This window comes from Burkholderia cepacia complex sp. TUM26381, assembly GCF_057439935.1.
On the sequence record NZ_CM172007.1, the window covers coordinates 1,969,997 to 1,988,642 of the forward strand.

Here is an 18,646-nt window from a genome sequence, read left to right on the forward strand (position 1 = left end):
GGATGGACGAATGAACAGTGTGAAGGTTGGCGTATTGTTCTCGCAGAGCGGATGCACGTCGCACCTTGGCCAGAGCCAGTTGCGCGGCACGCTGCAGGCGATCGCCGAAATCAACGAAGCGGGCGGCGCGAACGGCTGCGAGATCGTGCCCGTCGTGCGCGACGCGTGCTCGGACCCGGCCGTCTACGCGCGCCTCGCCGAGGAGCTGATCGCCACCGAGCGCGTGAACGTGCTGTTCGGCGGATACATGTCGAGCAGCCGCAAGGCGTTGATACCGATCGTCGAGAAGTGGGACAAGCTGCTGTTCTACCCGACGCTCTACGAAGGCTTCGAGTTCTCGCCGAACGTGATCTACACGGGCGCCGCGCCGAACCAGAACAGCGTGCAGCTCGCCGCGTTCATGACCGCGCAGTTCGGTGCGCGCGTGTACCTGGTCGGGTCCGACTACATCTACCCGTACGAGTCGAACCGCATCATGATCGACCTCGTCACGCAGCATCCGGAAGGCCAGATCCTCGGCGAGGTGTACATGCCGCTCGTCGCATCCGAGCAGGATTTCGCGGCGGTCGTCGAGGACATTCGCGCGAAGGCGCCCGACTTCGTGTTCAGCACGCTCGTCGGCGACAGCACGGCCGCGTTCTACCGCGCATACGCGCAGGCCGGCCTCGATGCACGCAAGATGCCGATCGCGAGCCTGACGACATCCGAGATCGAACTCGGCCAGATGGGCGCGGCCGCGGCCGGCCACTACACGTCGTCGCCGTATTTCCAGACGATCGATTCCGACGTGAACCGCCGCTGCATTGCACAGCTCAAGGCGCGCTTCGGCGACGATGCGAGCGCGTCCGCGCCGTGGGAAGCCGCGTATTTCCAGGTCCACCTGTTCGCCAACGCACTCGCGCGGGCCGGCACCGACCAGCGCGACCGGCTCGTCGAACATCTCGCCGATGCGGAGTTCGATGCGCCGCAGGGGCGCGTGAAGATCGACCGGCTCACGCAGCACACGTGCCTGTACCCGCGCATCGGCTGCGCGACGGCCGACGGCAACTTCACGATCGTGCGCGAAGCGACGCGCCGCGTGCATCCCGATCCGTACCTCGTCACGCATTCGCTCGGCGACCGCGTGCACACGCCCGACGAACTGAAGGCGTAACCGACGATGCGCGCCCGCACCCCGATCCGCTCGACGCCGCGCCTGCTCGCCGAACTGCGCTCGCTCCGCGTGATGGTGTACTACCCGGACGACGACAACGGCCTGCTGCTCGTCGAGCAGCTGTCGCGCATCGGCTGCCCGACCGAGCAGCGCTGGCCGCCGCCCGCGGCGCTGCCGGAGAGCGTCGATCTCGTGATTCTCGCGGTCCGGCCGGACCTGCTGCACCTGTCGATCCCGTGGCTCGAGGACGACGCGCGGCCGCCCCTCATCGCCGTCACGACCTACGAAAGCCCCACGATCCTCGAACTGATGCTGCGCATCGATGCGCAGAGCGCGGTCACGACGCCCGTCCGCTCGTTCGGCCTGTTGAGCGCGATGGCGCTCGCGTGCCACCAGAGCCGCCGGCACGACGAATACCGGCGCCGCATCGCGCAGCTCGAACAGCGCGCGATGTCCGTGCGCACGCTGCAGGAAGCGAAGACGCTGCTGATGCAGCACAACGCGATCAGCGAGGAAGAGGCGTACCAGCAGATCCGCTCGCAGGCGATGGAGCGGCGCATCTCGATCAACCAGCTCGCCGAGCAGATCGTGCAGGCGCATGCGCTGCTGAAGCGGTGATCCCTGCCCGTGCGCCGCGCGTCAGTCCGGCGGCGGCAGCACGACCGTGTCCTCCGGCCCGAGCACGCGCCCGTCCTGCGCACGCAGCTCCAGCTTCCTGACCGGCAGCCCGGCCTTCCGGTCGACGAGCAGCACGTGCGCTTCGTCCGGTTCGAAGAAGAAATCCTCGCCCCACTGCCGCAGCGCGACCAGCAGCGGAAACAGCCCGCGCCCCTTCTCGGTCAGCACGTATTCGTGATGCGCGCCGCCGTCGACGGCCGGCACGATGTCCATGATCCCGTGCGCGACCAGGTTGCGCAGGCGGGCGGCCAGGATGTTCTTCGCGAGGCCGAGGTTCTTCTGGAATTCGCCGAAGCGGCGCAGCCCGTCGAACGCGTCGCGCACGATCAGCAGCGACCACCAGTCGCCGATCGCGTCGAGCGGGCGGGCAACGCCGCAAAGGGAATCTTCGTGCGTGGTTCGTCTGTTCATCGATGCGTGCGGCGATGCCGTTCCCGGAGCGCGGGCTGGATGGCAGTCGTTTCCGTTGACATAAATAGTTGCAATATAAAACCCGTTCAGCAAAAGATCCATTCCGGGAGCCCGACTGTTCACGAACGATGAACGGCACGACGGCTTCATCCCGGATTGATGCGCGCAGCGATCATATTCAGGCGATATTCCCCCCGCGTTTTCGCCCTCCGTCGCGCCCTCCCGCGCCATCGCCCTCGCCATTCGGCAAGTGGACCGACGATCGAATAGGTTGCAACTTGAAACCGCATATCCTACGCTTCGACTTGGTTTCAACTTGAAACCAATCTATCCGACTACCGAAGGAGCGCTCGATGATCCGGTCCGATGCCACGTTCGACGGCACCTTTCCTTTCGCCCCGCATTTCGACGACGCATCCGGCTTCCGGATGCATTACGTGGACGAAGGCCCGCGCGACGGCGAAACCGTTCTGTGCCTGCATGGCGAACCCACGTGGGGTTATCTGTTCCGTCATCTGGTGACGGCACTGCGTCCCCACTACCGCGTCGTCGTGCCCGATCACATGGGATTCGGCAAAAGTGCGACGCCGCAGGACCGCAGCTACTGGCTGCAGGACCACATCGACAATCTCGAGCATTTCGTGCTCGCCCGTGGCCTCGACCGCATCACGCTCGTGATGCACGACTTCGGCGGCCCGGTCGGCATGGGGCTCGCCGCACGGCATCCGGACCGGATTCGCCGTATCGTCTCGGCGAACGGGCCAACGCCGTTCGGCCAGCCCGACCTGGTCGAGCGACTGACGGCGAACGGCCGCGATGCGCCGTGGTTCCAGTGGATCATGCGTGCAGCGGCCGACGACACGCTCGAAACCGTGCTCGGGCAGCTCGGCTTCAACATCCTGAGCACGCTGAAGCTGAACGGTTTCGAGAATCACGCGATCGTCAACGACACGTGGATCGCCGCGTACGGTACGCCGTTCGCGCAACCGGCCGACTGTCTCGGCGCGATTGGATGGGCACGCGGGTTCGCGGCCGGCGCGCACCGGTTCGAGGCACCCGATGCGGCGGCACGGCGCGCGATACGCGACAAACCCGCGCTCGCGATCTGGGGAAACGCCGATCGAACGCTCGGCGCAGAACACTTCCTGCCGCTCTTTACCGCACTGTTTCCGGCCGCGCCCGTCGAGCGGCTGGCGGGCGTCGGACACTACTGTTTCGAGGATGCGCCCGACACCATTGCCGCGCGGATCGCCGGTTTCATCCGGACGACCGGCTAAAAAAATCGGCAGCCGGACCGACACACCCGGCTGCCGAACGGCGTGCGCACCGCTTTCGCCAGCGCGCACGCATTGCTTCACGTCAGCGGATGATCCGCGTCACGCCACGCCCGCGCGGATCGGCCATCGCTTCCGGCGTCTTGCCGTCGATCTTGATGACCTGGATGTCGCCGCTGAAATCCTGCCCCTTCAGCGTATAGCCGCGCGCCTCGATCTGCTTCGCGAGTTCGCCTTCGATCGGGTGGTACGGCTCCCAGAAGATCGTGTTCGGCGGCAGCAGCTGGTGATGGAAGCGCATCGCACCGACCGCTTCCTTCAACGGCATCTTGAAGTCGTAGATGTTGTTGATCACCTGGAAGATCGACGTGAAGATGCGCGAGCCGCCCGGCGTGCCGATCACGAGCGACACCTTGCCGTCCTTCGTCATGATCGTCGGCGACATCGACGACAGCGGGCGCTTCTTCGGTTCGATCGCGTTCGCGTCGCTGCCGACCACGCCGAACATGTTCGCGACGCCCGGCTTCGCGGAGAAGTCGTCCATCTCGTCGTTCAGCACGATGCCGGTGCCGTCGGCGATCACGCCCGAGCCGAAGTAGCCGTTGATCGTGTACGTGTTCGACACCGCGTTGCCCCACTTGTCGACCACCGAGAAGTGCGTCGTTTCGGCCTTCTCCGGCATCGTCGTGCCGAGGCCCGGCTGCACGCTCTTCGTGTCCGACGGCTCCTTCGGGTTGACCTCGGCCGCACGCTTCGCGATGTACGCGTTGTCGGTCAGCTGCGCGATCGGCACCTTGTAGAAGTCGGGATCGCCGAGATACTGCGCGCGATCCGCAAACACGCGCTTCTCGATTTCCGCGACGAGGTGGATGTACTGCGGCGAGTTGAGCTTCACGCCCTCGAAATCCTGCTTGAGGTCGGCCTTCATCTTCAGCAACTGCACAAGGCCGATGCCGCCCGAGCTCGGCGGCGGCGCGGTGATCACGTCATAGCCGTTCCACTTCGCCTGCACCGGCTGGCGCCATACCGCGCGGTACTGCGCAAGATCCTCGGTGGTGATCAGCCCGTTGCCGTCGCCGGTCTTCATCGACGCGGCGATCAGCTCGGCCGTCTTGCCCTTGTAGAAGCCTTCCGCGCCGTCGTTCGCGATCCGCGTCAGCACGTCGGCGAGGTCCGGCTGCTTGAAGTTCACGCCGGCCTTCAGCCCGGCGAAATACTTGTCGAAGTTGGTCTTGCCGCCGAACTCCTTCGATGCATCGACGCCGCGCTGCGCGAGTTGCTCGTCGACGACGAAACCGTCGCGCGCATAGTGGATCGCCGGCGCGAGCACCTGCTTCCACTTCAGCTTGCCGAAGCGCTTCTGCGCTTCCCACATGCCGGCCACCGTGCCCGGCACGCCGACCGCGCGCGGACCGTACAGGCTCATGCCCTTGACGACGTTGCCGTCCTTGTCGAGGTACATGTCCTTCGTCGCGGCAAGCGGCGCGCGCTCGCGGTAGTCGATGAAGTACGGCTTGCCGTCCTTGTAGATCGTCATGAAGCCGCCGCCGCCGATGTTGCCGGCTTCCGGATACGTGACGGCGAGCGTGAATGCGATCGCGACGGCCGCGTCGATCGCGTTGCCGCCCTCCTTGAAGATCCGCTCCGCGGCATCCGCGCTGTACTTGTCGGCCACCGCCACTGCCGAGCTCGTCAGGACTGCCGGCTGCGGCCCTTTCGCATACGCGGGCGCGTTCGGCAGGAACCCGATGCCGGCCACCGCCGCAAGCACGGCAGCGGATGATTTGAAGCGATTCAGCGTAGTCATTGCATGTCCCCCATGTGGATCTCCTTCAGGCAGGAAAAGCGCCTGATCCGCGGATGGCCGCCGGCACGCCAACGGCCATATGCCGGCTTCGTAGTATAGGGGGACAAAAAGGGTCGAACACGTGGCATGCCACGAAAGCATGCCGATCGGGTGCGCCCGGTCACGTTGCAGCGCCGCGACGTGCAAACGCATCGGCCGAAACGGCATGCGATGCACGTCATCACGCAGCGCACAAAACCGAAAGTTGCGAACCTCGCGGCATGCCATGCAGCACGTGCAAAAAAATCTGCAAACGCCCCTCCCGCAGCGCGGGTCGATCTGAGAAGATAGCGCCCCTTTCGCACGGCATCACCGTTTCGTTCACGTGCCGCTTCACGTTTCTTCGTCTCGCTCCCTATGGCATCACACAATGCGCATCATGCGTCCGGCTTCGCGGCCGGCGTCGCCGCCGCCGTCCTCGTCGCTCAAACCGGGGCAACCGGCCCGTGGCACACCGGCATGCTCGCCGCGTTCGCGGCGGGCGTCGCGGGCGGCACCGCGCCCGACTGGCTCGAAGTCGCCTGGTGGAGCCGCAAGCGCCGCCTGTGGATCACGCATCGCACCGTCACGCACTGGGGCATCGGCTGGATCGCGCTGCTTGCGCTCGGGTGGCACGGGCTCATCCATCATCCGCATCCGCTGTGGGCCGCACCGCTGTTCGGCTTCGCATGCGGCGGTTTGATGCACCTGCTCGCCGACTGGCCGAACCCGCTCGGCGTGCCGTGGATCTGGCGGCGCCACTCGCTCAACCTGTGGAACAGCGGGAATTGCGACCTGATCGTCGTGGCCGCTGCATGGGGCGGCACGCTGTGGCTCGCGCAGTCGCTGTGGTCGCGCGCACCGCTGCTCGAACACTGGCTCGGCTGGCTGAATCGCGTCTAGTTGCGATTCGAAGCAATTCGGCGCGATATCGGCGCACCGAATGGCACGCAACTTTCCGTCCGTTGAAAGTGTGGCGCGAGCCCCCAACTGAATTGGCTTCGTCGACATGCATGCCCGGCACGCACGCGCGACGTCTGGCACACTGACGATTCGATTCAGGCGCGGTTCGTCCGCGCACTCGCACCCCATTTCAACGCTCCGATGGACGTCACCGCTATCCGCCCTGCCGCCCGTGCGCTCGACGTGTTCCACCCGGCCGTCGCCGCATGGTTCCAGCGCACGTTCGCCGCGCCGACCGGCGCGCAGGCGCTCGCGTGGCCGCACATCAAGGCCGGCCGCTCGACGCTCGTCGCCGCGCCAACCGGTTCCGGCAAGACGCTCACCGCTTTCCTGTGCGCGCTCGACGATCTGGTGCGCGATGCGCTGGCGCACGACGGCACGCTGCCCGACGCGACGCTGGTCGTCTATGTGTCGCCGCTGAAGGCGCTGTCGAACGACATCCACGTGAACCTCGACGCGCCGCTCGCCGGCATCGCCGAATCGCTCGCGCACCTCGGCCTGCCGGTGCCGACGATCCGCACCGCGGTACGTACCGGCGACACGACGCAAGCGGAACGCGCCGCGCTGCGCAAGCGTGCGCCGCACATCCTCGTCACGACACCCGAATCGCTGTACGTGCTGCTGTCGTCCACGTCGGGGCGCCAGATGCTGTCGAACGTGCGCTCGGTCATCGTCGACGAGATCCATGCGCTCGCGTCGTCCAAGCGCGGCAGCCATCTCGCGCTGTCGCTCGAGCGCCTCGATGCACTGTCCGGCCGCGCATTGCCGCGCATCGGGCTGTCGGCCACGCAAAAGCCGATCGACGCGGTTGCGCGCTTCCTGGTCGGCGGGCCGGCCGATGCGCCGCGCGACTGCACGATCGTCGACACGGGCCACACGCGCGAGCGCGATCTCGCGCTCGAACTGCCGAACGTGCCGCTCGAACCCGTGATGGCGACCGACGTGTGGGAACAGGTGTACGACCGCATCGCCGGGCTCGCGGCCGCGCATCGCACGACGCTCGTGTTCGTCAACACGCGTCGCACCGCCGAGCGCATCGCGCGCCATCTCGCCGACCGGCTCGGCAAGAACGCGATCGCCGCGCATCACGGCAGCCTCGCCAAGGAACACCGCTTCGATGCCGAGCAACGCCTGAAGCGCGGCGAACTGAAGCTGCTCGTCGCCACGGCCTCGCTCGAACTCGGCATTGACATCGGCGACGTCGATCTCGTCTGCCAGGTCGGCTCGCCGCGTGGCATCGCGCCGTTCCTGCAGCGCGTCGGCCGCTCGGGGCACCATGTCGGCGGCGTGCCGAAGGGCCGGCTGTTCCCGCTGTCGCGCGACGAACTCGTCGAATGCGCGGCGCTGCTCGATTGCGTGCAACGCGGCGAGCTCGATGCGCTGCGGATTCCCGAAGCGCCGCTCGACGTGCTCGCCCAGCAGATCGTCGCCGAAGTCGCGTGCACGGAATGGCAGGAAGACGCGCTGTATGCGCGCTTCACGCACGCGGCGCCGTACGCACGGCTGACACGCGAACGCTTCGACGAAGTGATGAAGATGCTCGCCGAAGGCTTCACGAGCCGGCGCGGCGTGCGCGGTGCGTACCTGCATCGCGACGTGGTCGGCGGCACCGTGCGCGGGCGCCGTAACGCGATGATGACCGCGACCACGTCGGGCGGCACGATCCCCGACATGGCCGACTATGCGGTGCTGCTCGAACCGCAAGGCATCCAGGTTGGCACCGTCAACGAGGATTTCGCGATCGAGAGCCTGGCCGGCGACGTGTTCCAGCTCGGCAACCAGTCGTACCGGATCATTCGCGTGGAAACGGGCCGCGTGCGCGTCGAGGACGCGCAAGGCCAGTCGCCGAACATTCCGTTCTGGCTCGGCGAGGCGCCGGGGCGCAGCGACGAACTGTCGGCGGCGGTCGGCCGGCTGCGTGCACGGCTCGACGGGCTGTTCGCGGACGGCGACCGGCAGGCCGGTGCCGGTGCCGGTGCCGGTGCCGGTGGACGCAATCGTGCGGGCAGCAACGCCGAAGCCAAAGCGAATGGCGAAACCGGCACGGCACGCGCCTCCGCCGAAAGCCGCCTCGCGCCGGCGCTGCGCTGGCTCGTCGACGAGCTCCGCCTGTCGCCGGACGCGGCGCGCCAGATCGCCGACTACCTCGCCCGCACCCGCGCCGCGCTCGGCGCACTGCCGACGCAGGACACGCTCGTGATGGAGCGTTTCTTCGACGAATCGGGCGGCACGCAGCTCGTGATCCATTCGCCGTTCGGCAGCCGCATCAACCGCGCCTGGGGGCTCGCGCTGCGCAAGCGCTTCTGCCGCAGCTTCAACTTCGAGCTGCAGGCCGCCGCGACCGACGACGCGATCATCCTGTCGCTGTCGCTCGCGCACAGCTTCGCGCTCGACGAGGTGTGGCGCTACCTGCGTTCGGCCAGCGCCGAGCACGTGCTGGTCCAGGCGCTGCTCGACGCGCCGATGTTCGGCGTGCGCTGGCGCTGGAACGCGACGACCGCGCTCGCGCTGCCGCGCTTCACCGGCGGCCGGCGCACCGCGCCGCAACTGCAGCGGATGAAGAGCGAGGATCTGCTCGCGACCGTATTCCCCGATCAGGTCGCGTGCCTCGAGAACATCGTCGGCGAACGCGAGATTCCGCATCATCCGCTCGTCGACCAGACACTCGACGATTGCCTGCACGATGCAATGGACACTGACGGCTGGCTCGCGCTGCTGCGCCGGATCGAAAGCGGCGCGATCGAACTCGTCGCGCGCGACCTGCCCGCACCGTCGCCGCTCGCGGCCGAGATCCTGAACGCGAAACCCTACGCGTTCCTCGACGACGCACCGCTCGAGGAGCGCCGCACGCAGGCCGTTCAGTCGCGCCGGTGGAGCGATCCCGAATCGGCCGACGATCTCGGCGCGCTCGACGCCGACGCGATCGATGCAGTCCGCGACGAAGCATGGCCGCTCGTACGCGACGCCGACGAAATGCACGATGCGCTGCTCACGCTCGCCTGCATCGCCGACAGCGAAGCACAAGCCCACGCAGGCTGGCCCGACCGGCTCGCGGAACTCGCGGATCGCCGCCGCGCGACGAAACTGGTCGCGCCGGGCGGTACCGCGCTGTGGGCGCCGGTCGAACGGCTCGTATGCCTGCGTGCGCTGCATCCCGACGCGCGCCCCATGCCGGCGCTCAAGGTGCCGGCCGCATGCGCGCAGCCGTGGGAAGCCGATGCGGCACTCGTCGATGTGATCCGCGCGCGGCTGACCGGCTTCGGGCCGCTCACGCTCGACGCGATCGCGACACCCGTTGGCCTGCCGCCCGCGTCGGTCGCGACGGCGCTCGCGGCGCTTGAGCGCGAAGGCTACGTGATGCGCGGCCGCTTCACGCCGGGCGCGACGACCGACGAATGGTGCGAACGCCATCTGCTGGCGCGCATTCACCGCTATACGGTGAAGCGGCTGCGCCGCGAAATCGAACCGGTCGAGCGCGCCGACTTCATGCGCTTCCTGTTCCACTGGCAGCACCTGACGCCCGACACGCGCGGCACGGGCCGCGACGCACTCGCGGCCGTGGTCGAACAGCTCGAAGGCTACGAGGCCGCGGCAAGCGCGTGGGAAGACGCGCTGCTGCCCGCGCGGCTCACCGACTACATGGCCGGCGGCCTCGACGAGCTGTGCCGCTCGGGCAAACTCGTCTGGACCCGCATCGGCGCGCCGGCGCGCGCGGCCGGCACACCCGTGAAGACGACGCCGATCGTGCTGCTGCCGCGCCGCCACCTCTCCGCGTGGCAGGCGCTGCGCGATCCCGATGCGCAACCGGCGCTGTCCGCGCGCGCCACGCAGGTGCGCGACGCACTCGCCGCGCACGGCGCGATGTTCTTCGATGCGCTGCTCGACGACCTGCACGTGCTGCCCGTCGAACTCGAACAGGCGCTCGGCGAACTCGTGTCGGCCGGCCTCGTGAATGCGGACAGCTACGCGGGACTGCGCGCGCTGCTGAAGCCCGCCGTCAAGCGCAGCGCAACCTATGCCCCGCGCACGCGACGCGGCGGCGCGCTGATCGGCGGAATGGACGACGCGGGCCGCTGGGCGCTCGTGCAGCGTCAGGCGCCGCGGGACGATGCGCCCGCGCCGAAGCGCGGCCCGGCGGCGACCGATCCCGACGCGCTCGAGCACATCGTGTGGACGCTGCTGCGCCGTTACGGCGTCGTGTTCTGGCGGCTGCTCGAACGCGAAGCCGACTGGCTGCCGAGCTGGCGCGAACTCGTGCGCGTGCTGCAACGGCTCGAAGCGCGCGGCGAGATTCGCGGCGGACGCTTCGTTGCCGGGCTCGCGGGCGAGCAGTTCGCGCTGCCCGAAGCGATCCCGATCCTGCGCGAACTGCGGCGGCAACCGGGCGACGGACAGTACGTGTGCGTGACGGGCGCCGATCCGCTGAACCTCGCCGGCACGCTGCTGCCTGGCGACAAGGTGCCGGCGCTCGCCGGCAATCGCGTGCTGTTCCGCGACGGCGTGCCCGTTGCATCGCTGGTATCCGGCACGTTCCATTACGCCCCCGACCTGCCGCCCGCCGCCCGCGAGGATGCGCGCCTGCGGCTCGCGCGTTACTGCTGACATCGGCTGACACGCGCGCCGCACAGACTATTGATCGCCGGGCCGCGCAGCCGCCATCGTTCAGGTAGCATCGGACGATTGACTGCGCGGGCTCCCGCGCGTCGCCCAGACAAAACAAGACTTCCGGAGACTGCCGCTCATGGCTTCGCATGCCGATTCGCCCGTCGCTCATCACGCGGGTTCACTGACCATTTTCCAGGGCGCCGCACTCTATATCGGCGCGGTGCTCGGCACCGGCGTGATCGCGTTGCCCGCGCTTGCCGCCGAAGTCGCGGGGCCGGCCTCGCTGCTCGCGTGGGCTGCGCTCGTCGTGCTGTCCGGGCCGCTCGCTGCCACCTTCGCCGCACTCGGCGCCCGTTATCCCGATGCCGGTGGCGTATCGACCTACGCCCGGCGCGCATTCGGCCCGAAGGCCGCGGCCATCGTCGGCTGGTGCTTCTATTTCGCGGTGCCGGCCGGCGCGCCGGCCGCCGCGATGTTCGGCGGCGCATACGTTGCGGCCGTCACGGGCGGCGGGCACACGACGATCATCGTCACGGCCGCCGCGCTGATCGCGACCGTGTCGGCCGCGAACGCATTCGGCGTCACCGTGTCGGGCCGCATGCAACTCGTATTGTCGGCGCTGCTCGTCACGCTGCTGCTCGTCGCGGTGCTCGCGTCCGCGCCGCATGCGCGCCCCGCGAACCTGCATCCGTTCGCGCCGCATGGCTGGCTCGCGGTCGGCCAGGCCGCCGCGCTGCTCGTGTGGAGCTTCGCCGGCTGGGAAGCGATCACGCATCTCGCGGCCGAATTCCGCCGGCCCGCGCACGACATGCCGCGCTCGGCCGGCATCGCGGTCGTGGTCGTCGGATTCCTGTACCTGTCGGTCGCCGCCGCGAGCGTGATGGTGCTCGGGCCATCGGCCGGCGCATCGGGTGCCCCGCTCGCCGAACTGATCGCAGGCGGCATCGGCGGCCACGCGCAGGTGCTGGCGGCCGCGGCCGCGCTGCTGCTCACGCTCGGCACGATGAACGCGTATTTCGCGGGCGCGGCCAAGCTCGGCGCGGCGCTCGGTCGCGACGGCGCGCTGCCGGCGTGGCTCGCGCAGGGCAGCCAGATCGGCGGCGTGCCGCGCCGCAGCCTCGGCGTGATCGCCTTGCTCGCGGCCGTCGCGCTCGCTGCAACGACGCTCTCGGACGTCGGGCCGAAACCGCTCGTGCTCGTCACGTCCGGATGTTTCGTGATGGTGTACGGGCTCGGCGCAGCCGCCGCGTTGAAGTTGCTGCCGCGCGGCAGCATCGCCCACCGTTGCGCATGGGTTTCGCTGATTGCGGTCGCCGGGCTGTTCCTGACGACCGGATGGTATTTCCTGTTCCCGCTGCTGCTCGCAGGCGCCGCACTGCTTTATCTGCAAGTGACCGGCCCGCGCAAATGACCTGGCGCGTGCACGGGCATCGCCCGCCCGCTCGCTGCGCACGGCGCTTGCCGGGTCACGCCGATCCGGCCAGGCGCCGTTTCGTCGCGCCGGTCAGGCCGGCACCAGTTCGAAGCTGAGCCGTTTGCCGAGTGCGGCGGCCGCGCTCGCGAGCGTCGCCAGCGTGAGGCTCGTGTCGGTTTCGTCGAGCAGGCGGTTGAGTGCGGCGCGGCTGGTTTTCATCCGCGCGGCCATCGCGGTTTTCGTGATGTGTTGCGCCTTCATCTCCTGCCCGATCTGCCACGCGATCACGCGCTTGATTGCCGTGGCGGTGGCCGCTTCGAGATTGCCGTCTTCTTCGAGGAAGCGATCGAAATCGCTGCCGATATGCGGGTTGTTCGTGGTCGTCATGTCGTACTCCAGGTGCATGGCGTTGCCGGCTGCCCGACCGTCGGAGACGGCGCGTTCCGGCACAACCGGGGAATTCAGATGGCGTGCGTCAGCACCTTCAGGCGCGCGACGGTGACGTCGAGATCGTCCGACGGCGTGGCCCGCGATTGCTTGAAGAAGCCGTGCAGCAGGACCATCGTGTCGCCGGCGACCGTGAACAGCACGCGAGCGCTTCGCCCCGGCAGCATCACGCGGATCTCCCACAGATCCTTCGCCATCTTCCGGACCAGCGGCATGCCGAGCGGCCAGCCGAGTTGAACGGTCTTGATCTCTTCGCCGATCGCCGTTCGCTCCGCCTGCCCGAGCGCCTTGAGCCATTCGCGCACCGGCTCGTTGCCACGGGCCGTCCGGAAGAACCGCACGCCGAGCGTGACCTGTATCTGCTGTCTCGCCATCGTCTTGTCGCCAATCGTACCAAAAACGGTACGATATGCCAAGTGCCCCGGTGGCGGCTACTGACCGGATGGCCAGTCCTGCGGCAAGGAAAGGGATCGAGCTGCGCCCGACGGGTCAACGGTTGCCGCGGGCCGGCTTGCGCGCCGCCCGAGGCGCCCGGTGCGGGCGTGTGTCGCCGAAGCGCGACCGCGCGATGTCGCGCACCGCGTCGATCAGCGTTCGCGCCACCGGCGACGGCTGCGCATCGGTCCGCAGCACGAGCCCGACCGGCTCGTCGGTGCCCGCCGACGGCAGCGGCAGGCGCGCCAGCGCACCGGCCGACAGATCGTATTCGGCCGCGTAGAGCGGCACGAACCAGACCGCGTCGTTCTCGAGCGCAAGCGCACGCGCGACCGAGACCGACAATACCTCGATGAACGAATCCAGCGGCGGTGCGCCGCATGCGCCGAGCAGTTGTTCGGCCGACTGCCGGATCAGCGTGCCGAACGGCGGCAGCACGACCGGATAGCGTGCAAGCTCGGCAGCCGGCGCCGCGCTTGCGAGCAGCGGATGCCCGGCACGCACGACCGCGACGAGCGGTTCGTTGTACAACTGCTCGAACGCGAGCCCGATCATCCGCTCAGGCTCCGACAGCCGCCCGATCGCGCATTCGATCGCACCGGACTTCAGGCGCTCGAGCAGCTCGGCATTCGCGGCCGTCGCGATCCGTACGACGATGCGCGGCCAGCGTTCGGCCAACGCCTTCATCAACGCCGGCGCGAGCGAGGCCGCGACGGTCGGCAGCATGCCGACTTCGAGCGTCGCCGCCGCGGCCCCGCCCTCGCGCGCGAGCAGCCCGACGCCCTGCCGCAACGCGAGCACGCACGCATTCGCGTGCGGCATGAACAACTGCGCTTCGCGGGTCGGCTGCGCGCCCTGCCGGCCACGTTCGAACAGCTTCACGCCGAGGATCGCCTCCAGTTCGGCGATCGTCTTCGACACGGCCGGCTGCGTGATCGACAGGCTTTCGGCCGCCTTCTGCACGCCGCCCAGCTGCGCGACCGCGAGAAAGCACTGCAGGTGCCGGAATTTGACGCGGCCGTCGGCAATACGATTATTCATAACGAACGGTTATGCGGATGACGATGAAATGCCATTTTGCATAACTTTCCGGAGAGTCCCAAGCACTCGGTGATCCGTCATGCTTTCCGTCGCAGCGCCTGGAAACCCGTCGGCTCCCAGATCCGCTTCGCGATCAGCAAGCCCGTTCCGTGCTTTTGCCCGAGCGGCGCCGACGCCGATTCCGCATGCAGCGCGGCCGCCTTGCTGCGCAGCCGGCGCAACTCCAGTTCCAGCTCCGCGGCGGCGGCTTCGGTCAGCATCCCCTGCGAGAACGTCATCGTCTCGCCCGCGCCGTCGAAGCGGCTGTCGAGGAAATCGCCGAGCGCATGCGTATGAAAGTAACGGCGGATCGGCCCGCCCGGCAGCCAGTCGAAATCGCGGGCGACACGCACGCGAATCCGGTCGCCCGGCAACAGCGCCACGACGTTCATCCGGTCGAGCATCAGCAGGTATTTCACGCACTCGGCCTGCGACACCCGATACGCCGACACGATGTCCTGCACGGTCCAGTAGTTGATCGCGCAGACGGCAACGAGCAGCAGCTTCTCGTCCGACACGAGCAGCGCCTCCTGCTGTTCGGTCAGCACGTGCAGCCTCGGCGCCGAAGCGGACGCCTCCTGCACGAGCTCGGCCAGCGTATAGCCGAGCAGTTGCGCGATCTCCACGACCCGCTCGAGCGTGAAGCGGCCGCTGGCGAACAGCCGCTTCACGCTCGTCTCGGAGACGTCGAGCGACCGCGCGACGTCGCGGTAGGTCATGCCCTGCGCCTTCAACTGGCGCTTCAGCGTTTCGATGAGCTGGGCGGTTTCGGTCATGTTGGTATCGAAAAATGGTGCTCACGGTCGAATGTTAGGCTACCTGCGCAGGCAAATGAACACTTTTCGTTACTTACCCGCATAATCCGCTCCGTCCTGTCACTCAACGACGGAGCCGAAATGACCACCCGGACCGAAACCGCCGCGTACGAACCGCACGACACCGCACCACGCGATGCACGCGACACCGATCGCACGATGCCACTCGCGACCGTCCGCACGCTGGCCGCCAGCGTGCATGTCGGCGATCTCGTGTTCATCCGCGTGCCGGCCGGGGCGCCGCGCGACGCGGCCGGCACGACGGGCCCGGCCGGCGCGTGGGCCAATCGCTGCGGGATCGTCGTCGATACGTCGGGCGACGAACCGTTGATCGCCGAATCCGCGGCGTTGGCGTGGACGAAGCTCTCGCCGCTGTCGCGCTTCGTCGCCCGCACCGCAGGCGGACGCATCGCACTGGCACGCCGCATCGCGGCACCCACCGCCGATGCGCAGCGCCAGGTCCATGCCGCGGCCGAACAGCGAATCGACGCGCTGCTCGGCAACCGCTTCAACCTGCGGGTGCGGCGCGGGTTCTGCGCGCGATATGTAAGCGACGTGCTCGGCATGGACCAGGCTGCGACGCCGGCCGCCCTGCTGCGCAGCGGCGCGCTGACACTCGAATTCGACGGGATCGTGTTCGATCCCGGCCGCCGCTGATAACGGGCACGCTCGGGGAGACCGGATAACGACAAGAACAAAAGACAAGAAATAGCGACGGGCTGGCTGGAGGGCCGTGCACGGGGTCGTCACCGACGACGCGAAGCCCGATCGCTTTTTCCGCCGGACAGGCATCCTGTCCGGCGGATTTTTCATGGGCGCGCCGAACATAACGAATGGTTATGCGATTCGCGAAAAAAGGTCATTTTGCATAACTTTCCGGATTGGCTAAAGTCGTGCCATCCACTTTGCGAAAAACCTATCAGGAGACGCCCGATGGATTCCCCCACGATCCTCACGCCGCGCGACTGGCCGTCGCATCCGGCCTATGTCCACCCCGAATACCGTTCGTCCGTGAAGCGCGGCCCGACCCGAGCGCTGATCCCGCTGAAGGAGAAACTGCGCGACCAGTACGCCCCCGTCTACGGCGCCGAAGATCTCGGCGCGCTCGACCACGACCTGACGAAGAACGCCGTGAAGAACGGCGAGCCGCTCGGCGAGCGCATGGTCGTCACCGGCCGCGTGCTCGACGAAGGCGGCAAGCCCGTGCGCAACACGCTCGTCGAGGTGTGGCAGGCGAACGCGGCCGGCCGCTACGTGCACAAGGTCGACCAGCACGACGCGCCGCTCGACCCGAACTTCCTCGGCGCGGGCCGCTGCCTGACCGACGACGACGGCCGCTACCGCTTCCTGACGATCAAGCCCGGTGCGTATCCGTGGGGCAACCACCCGAACGCGTGGCGCCCGAATCACATCCACTTCTCGCTGTTCGGCGATTACTTCGGCTCGCGTCTCGTCACGCAGATGTACTTCCCCGGCGATCCGCTGCTCGCGTACGACCCGATCTTCCAGGGCACGCCCGAGGCCGCGCGCGATCGCCTGATCTCGCGCTTCTCGATGGACATCACCGAAGAAGGCTATGCGCTCGGCTACGAATTCGACATCGTGCTGCGCGGCCGCGACGCCACCCCGATGGAGCGCTGAACCATGACGACGCTGAAGCAAACCCCTTCGCAGACGGTCGGCCCGTACTTCGCGTACGGCCTGTGCCCGCAGCAATACGACTATGACCTGAAGAGCCTGTTCACGCCGACGATCGCCGCGGCGCACGCCGAAGGCGAGCACGTGCTGCTGGTCGGGCAGGTGTTCGACGGCGACGGCAACGTGGTCGGCGACGCGGTGCTCGAATTCACGCAGGTGGACGGCGCGGGCCGCTACCCCGCCTCGCGCGACGACATCGCGAAATCCGGCTTCACGGGCTTCGCGCGGGTCGGCACGGGCACCGACCCGCAGCAGCGCTTCGTCGTCGAGACGGTGAAGCCGGGCCGCCTCGCCGCCGACGAGGCACCGCACATCAACGTGACCGTGATGATGCGCGGGATCCTCACGCATGCGTTCACCCGCGTGTACTTCGACGACGAAGCCGCCGCGAACGCGGCCGACCCCGTGCTGAACGCCGTGCCGGCCGAACGCCGCGCGACGCTCGTCGCGAAACGCGACGCGCAGCCGGGCCGGCCGGTCGTCTACCGCTTCGACATCCGCATGCAGGGGCCGGACGAAACCGTATTCTTCGACGTTTGACGCATGCGCCGGCACTCGCCGGTGTCGACAGCATCCACGCCGTGTGGCGCGATACCGACAGGCATCGCGCCACACGGCGTTTTTCATGCGCCGTCGCCATCATTCGATGATGCGTCGCATCGTGGCGCATTGCGACGACGGATGCCTGTTGACCAAGGCTTCCCGCCCCAATATCAAACGATCGTTTGAAACGCATGCTGCGACCGCACATGAATCGTCGGGCCGACAGGATATCGTTTGCGCGTTATGCGGCGTATCCTTCGCTATCTGCAACGAGTCAGCGGGATTGAATCGGACGAGGCAACAATTACATGAGTCATGCGCGACACTGCCCGGCAGGCCGTTCGCGCATTTTTTCTGACCGGGTGCCTTTAAACGCGTCTGACCGAATTTGGCGGACGCGTATTTTTTTTCCTGGCCGGCCCCGCTAGCGGCGAATCTCCAGATACCGGCTCGGCGTGTCGCCCAGGATGCGGCGAAACGCCGACGTGAACGCGCTTGCGCTCGCGTACCCGAGATCGAGCGCGACGCGCGTCACCGGCTGCCCGTCGGTCAGGCGGGCAATCGCCGCGAGCATGCACACCTGCTGGCGCCACGCGGCAAAACTCACGCCCGTCTGCGCGCGGAACTGCCGCGTGAACGTCCGCCGGCTCACACCGGCATCGGCCGCGACCCGGTCGAGATCGGCCGCGATCGACGGCGACGCGAACAGGTGCCGGCACACCTTCGCCAGCCGTGCGTCGGCCGGCAGCGGCGCATGCAGCGACAGGCGCGGCATCGTCGCGATTTCCGCAACCAGCAGATCCATCAGCTTGCCCGCGCGCCCGTCGACGTCGTACAGGGCCGGCAGGTCGATCGCATCGTCGATCAGTTGCCGCAGCAGCGGCGACACGCCATGCACGCCGCACTGCGCGGGCAGCCCGGCAGCCTGCGCGGCGTCGGCGGACACGAACGTGTTGAGCATCGTGACCGGCCCGGTCATCGTCATTTCGTGCCGCACGCCGGCCGGCACCCAGCACGCGCGCTGCGGCGGCACCAGCCAGCGCCCGTGCGGCGTCGACACGCTGATCGTGCCGCGCGACGCAAACGCGAATTGCCCGCGCACGTGCGCGTGCTCCGGAAACGTCGTGCCCGCCGCAAAGTCGTTGGCGGTCACGACCACGCTCCGGGGAATGTGTTCGTAGGGATCTAGCTGCGTATTTCTCACGGCCCGAATTCCATCATCAATGACCCGATATCGAAGGCGGGTCGCCTTCGATCGATCTACGATCCGCTCCACCGTTGCGCGACCTCGCGGCCGCAAGACCC

16 protein-coding genes are annotated in these 18,646 nt (G+C 67.9%); 9 read left to right on the plus strand and 7 right to left on the minus strand.

What is annotated here, in order from left to right; translation table 11 throughout:
- Positions 1 to 10 precede the first annotated feature (10 nt).
- Positions 11 to 1,153, plus strand: coding sequence for a transporter substrate-binding domain-containing protein (locus ACWMMN_RS25555; RefSeq protein WP_059236992.1), 1,143 nt, complete (start codon positions 11 to 13; stop codon positions 1,151 to 1,153).
- A gap of 6 nt (positions 1,154 to 1,159) precedes the next feature.
- Complete coding sequence (locus tag ACWMMN_RS25560; RefSeq protein WP_059236993.1) at positions 1,160 to 1,771, plus strand: ANTAR domain-containing response regulator; 612 nt, start codon at positions 1,160 to 1,162, stop codon at positions 1,769 to 1,771.
- Positions 1,772 to 1,792: 21 nt separating this feature from the next.
- Here ACWMMN_RS25560 and ACWMMN_RS25565 read toward each other — a convergent pair whose 3' ends face one another.
- The gene (locus ACWMMN_RS25565; protein WP_059236994.1) at positions 1,793 to 2,242 is read right to left on the minus strand and encodes a winged helix-turn-helix transcriptional regulator; all 450 of its coding nucleotides are present in this window, start codon (positions 2,240 to 2,242) and stop codon (positions 1,793 to 1,795) included.
- 353 nt (positions 2,243 to 2,595) lie between these two features.
- Between ACWMMN_RS25565 and ACWMMN_RS25570 the strand changes: the two genes are divergently transcribed.
- Positions 2,596 to 3,519: an alpha/beta fold hydrolase gene (locus ACWMMN_RS25570; protein WP_256086489.1), complete on the plus strand. Its 924-nt coding sequence runs from the start codon at positions 2,596 to 2,598 to the stop codon at positions 3,517 to 3,519.
- 82 nt (positions 3,520 to 3,601) lie between these two features.
- Here the strand turns inward: ACWMMN_RS25570 and ggt are convergent, their stop codons facing one another.
- Positions 3,602 to 5,323 carry a gamma-glutamyltransferase gene (gene ggt, locus ACWMMN_RS25575; protein ID WP_174991847.1) on the minus strand — a complete coding sequence of 574 codons (1,722 nt, stop codon included), beginning with the start codon at positions 5,321 to 5,323 and terminating at the stop codon, positions 3,602 to 3,604.
- Positions 5,324 to 5,719: 396 nt separating this feature from the next.
- Between ggt and ACWMMN_RS25580 the strand changes: the two genes are divergently transcribed.
- The 3 genes from ACWMMN_RS25580 (at position 5,720) to ACWMMN_RS25590 (ending at position 12,320) form a co-directional block, all read left to right on the plus strand.
- A complete protein-coding gene (locus ACWMMN_RS25580) occupies positions 5,720 to 6,244 on the plus strand; it encodes a metal-dependent hydrolase (protein ID WP_059236997.1) in 525 nt (174 codons plus the stop codon).
- 201 nt (positions 6,245 to 6,445) lie between these two features.
- Positions 6,446 to 10,906 carry a DEAD/DEAH box helicase gene (locus ACWMMN_RS25585; protein ID WP_486423292.1) on the plus strand — a complete coding sequence of 1,487 codons (4,461 nt, stop codon included), beginning with the start codon at positions 6,446 to 6,448 and terminating at the stop codon, positions 10,904 to 10,906.
- Positions 10,907 to 11,045: 139 nt separating this feature from the next.
- Positions 11,046 to 12,320 carry an APC family permease gene (locus ACWMMN_RS25590; protein ID WP_059236999.1) on the plus strand — a complete coding sequence of 425 codons (1,275 nt, stop codon included), beginning with the start codon at positions 11,046 to 11,048 and terminating at the stop codon, positions 12,318 to 12,320.
- A gap of 93 nt (positions 12,321 to 12,413) precedes the next feature.
- Here ACWMMN_RS25590 and ACWMMN_RS25595 read toward each other — a convergent pair whose 3' ends face one another.
- The 4 genes from ACWMMN_RS25595 to ACWMMN_RS25610 form a co-directional block, all read right to left on the minus strand.
- Complete coding sequence (locus ACWMMN_RS25595; protein WP_059240747.1) at positions 12,414 to 12,710, minus strand: XRE family transcriptional regulator; 297 nt, start codon at positions 12,708 to 12,710, stop codon at positions 12,414 to 12,416.
- 74 nt (positions 12,711 to 12,784) lie between these two features.
- Positions 12,785 to 13,144, minus strand: a complete 360-nt coding sequence (locus ACWMMN_RS25600; RefSeq protein WP_174991849.1) for a type II toxin-antitoxin system RelE/ParE family toxin — start codon at positions 13,142 to 13,144, stop codon at positions 12,785 to 12,787.
- Positions 13,145 to 13,259: 115 nt separating this feature from the next.
- Positions 13,260 to 14,246 carry a pca operon transcription factor PcaQ gene (gene pcaQ / locus ACWMMN_RS25605; protein ID WP_059237001.1) on the minus strand — a complete coding sequence of 329 codons (987 nt, stop codon included), beginning with the start codon at positions 14,244 to 14,246 and terminating at the stop codon, positions 13,260 to 13,262.
- Positions 14,247 to 14,323: 77 nt separating this feature from the next.
- Positions 14,324 to 15,061, minus strand: coding sequence for a helix-turn-helix domain-containing protein (locus ACWMMN_RS25610; RefSeq protein ID WP_059237002.1), 738 nt, complete (start codon positions 15,059 to 15,061; stop codon positions 14,324 to 14,326).
- A 120-nt stretch (positions 15,062 to 15,181) separates the two neighbouring features.
- On the opposite strand from ACWMMN_RS25610, the gene ACWMMN_RS25615 reads away from it, so the two are divergent.
- The 3 genes from ACWMMN_RS25615 (at position 15,182) to pcaG (ending at position 17,338) form a co-directional block, all read left to right on the plus strand.
- On the plus strand, positions 15,182 to 15,757 hold the full coding sequence (locus ACWMMN_RS25615) for a YiiX/YebB-like N1pC/P60 family cysteine hydrolase (RefSeq protein WP_342704630.1): 576 nt from the start codon (positions 15,182 to 15,184) through the stop codon (positions 15,755 to 15,757).
- A gap of 276 nt (positions 15,758 to 16,033) precedes the next feature.
- Positions 16,034 to 16,741, plus strand: coding sequence for a protocatechuate 3,4-dioxygenase subunit beta (gene pcaH / locus ACWMMN_RS25620; protein ID WP_059237004.1), 708 nt, complete (start codon positions 16,034 to 16,036; stop codon positions 16,739 to 16,741).
- A gap of 3 nt (positions 16,742 to 16,744) precedes the next feature.
- Positions 16,745 to 17,338, plus strand: a complete 594-nt coding sequence (gene pcaG, locus ACWMMN_RS25625; RefSeq protein WP_059237005.1) for a protocatechuate 3,4-dioxygenase subunit alpha — start codon at positions 16,745 to 16,747, stop codon at positions 17,336 to 17,338.
- A 427-nt stretch (positions 17,339 to 17,765) separates the two neighbouring features.
- Here the strand turns inward: pcaG and ACWMMN_RS25630 are convergent, their stop codons facing one another.
- Positions 17,766 to 18,545, minus strand: coding sequence for an AraC family transcriptional regulator (locus tag ACWMMN_RS25630; RefSeq protein ID WP_059237006.1), 780 nt, complete (start codon positions 18,543 to 18,545; stop codon positions 17,766 to 17,768).
- Between the last annotated feature and the right edge of the window lie 101 nt (positions 18,546 to 18,646).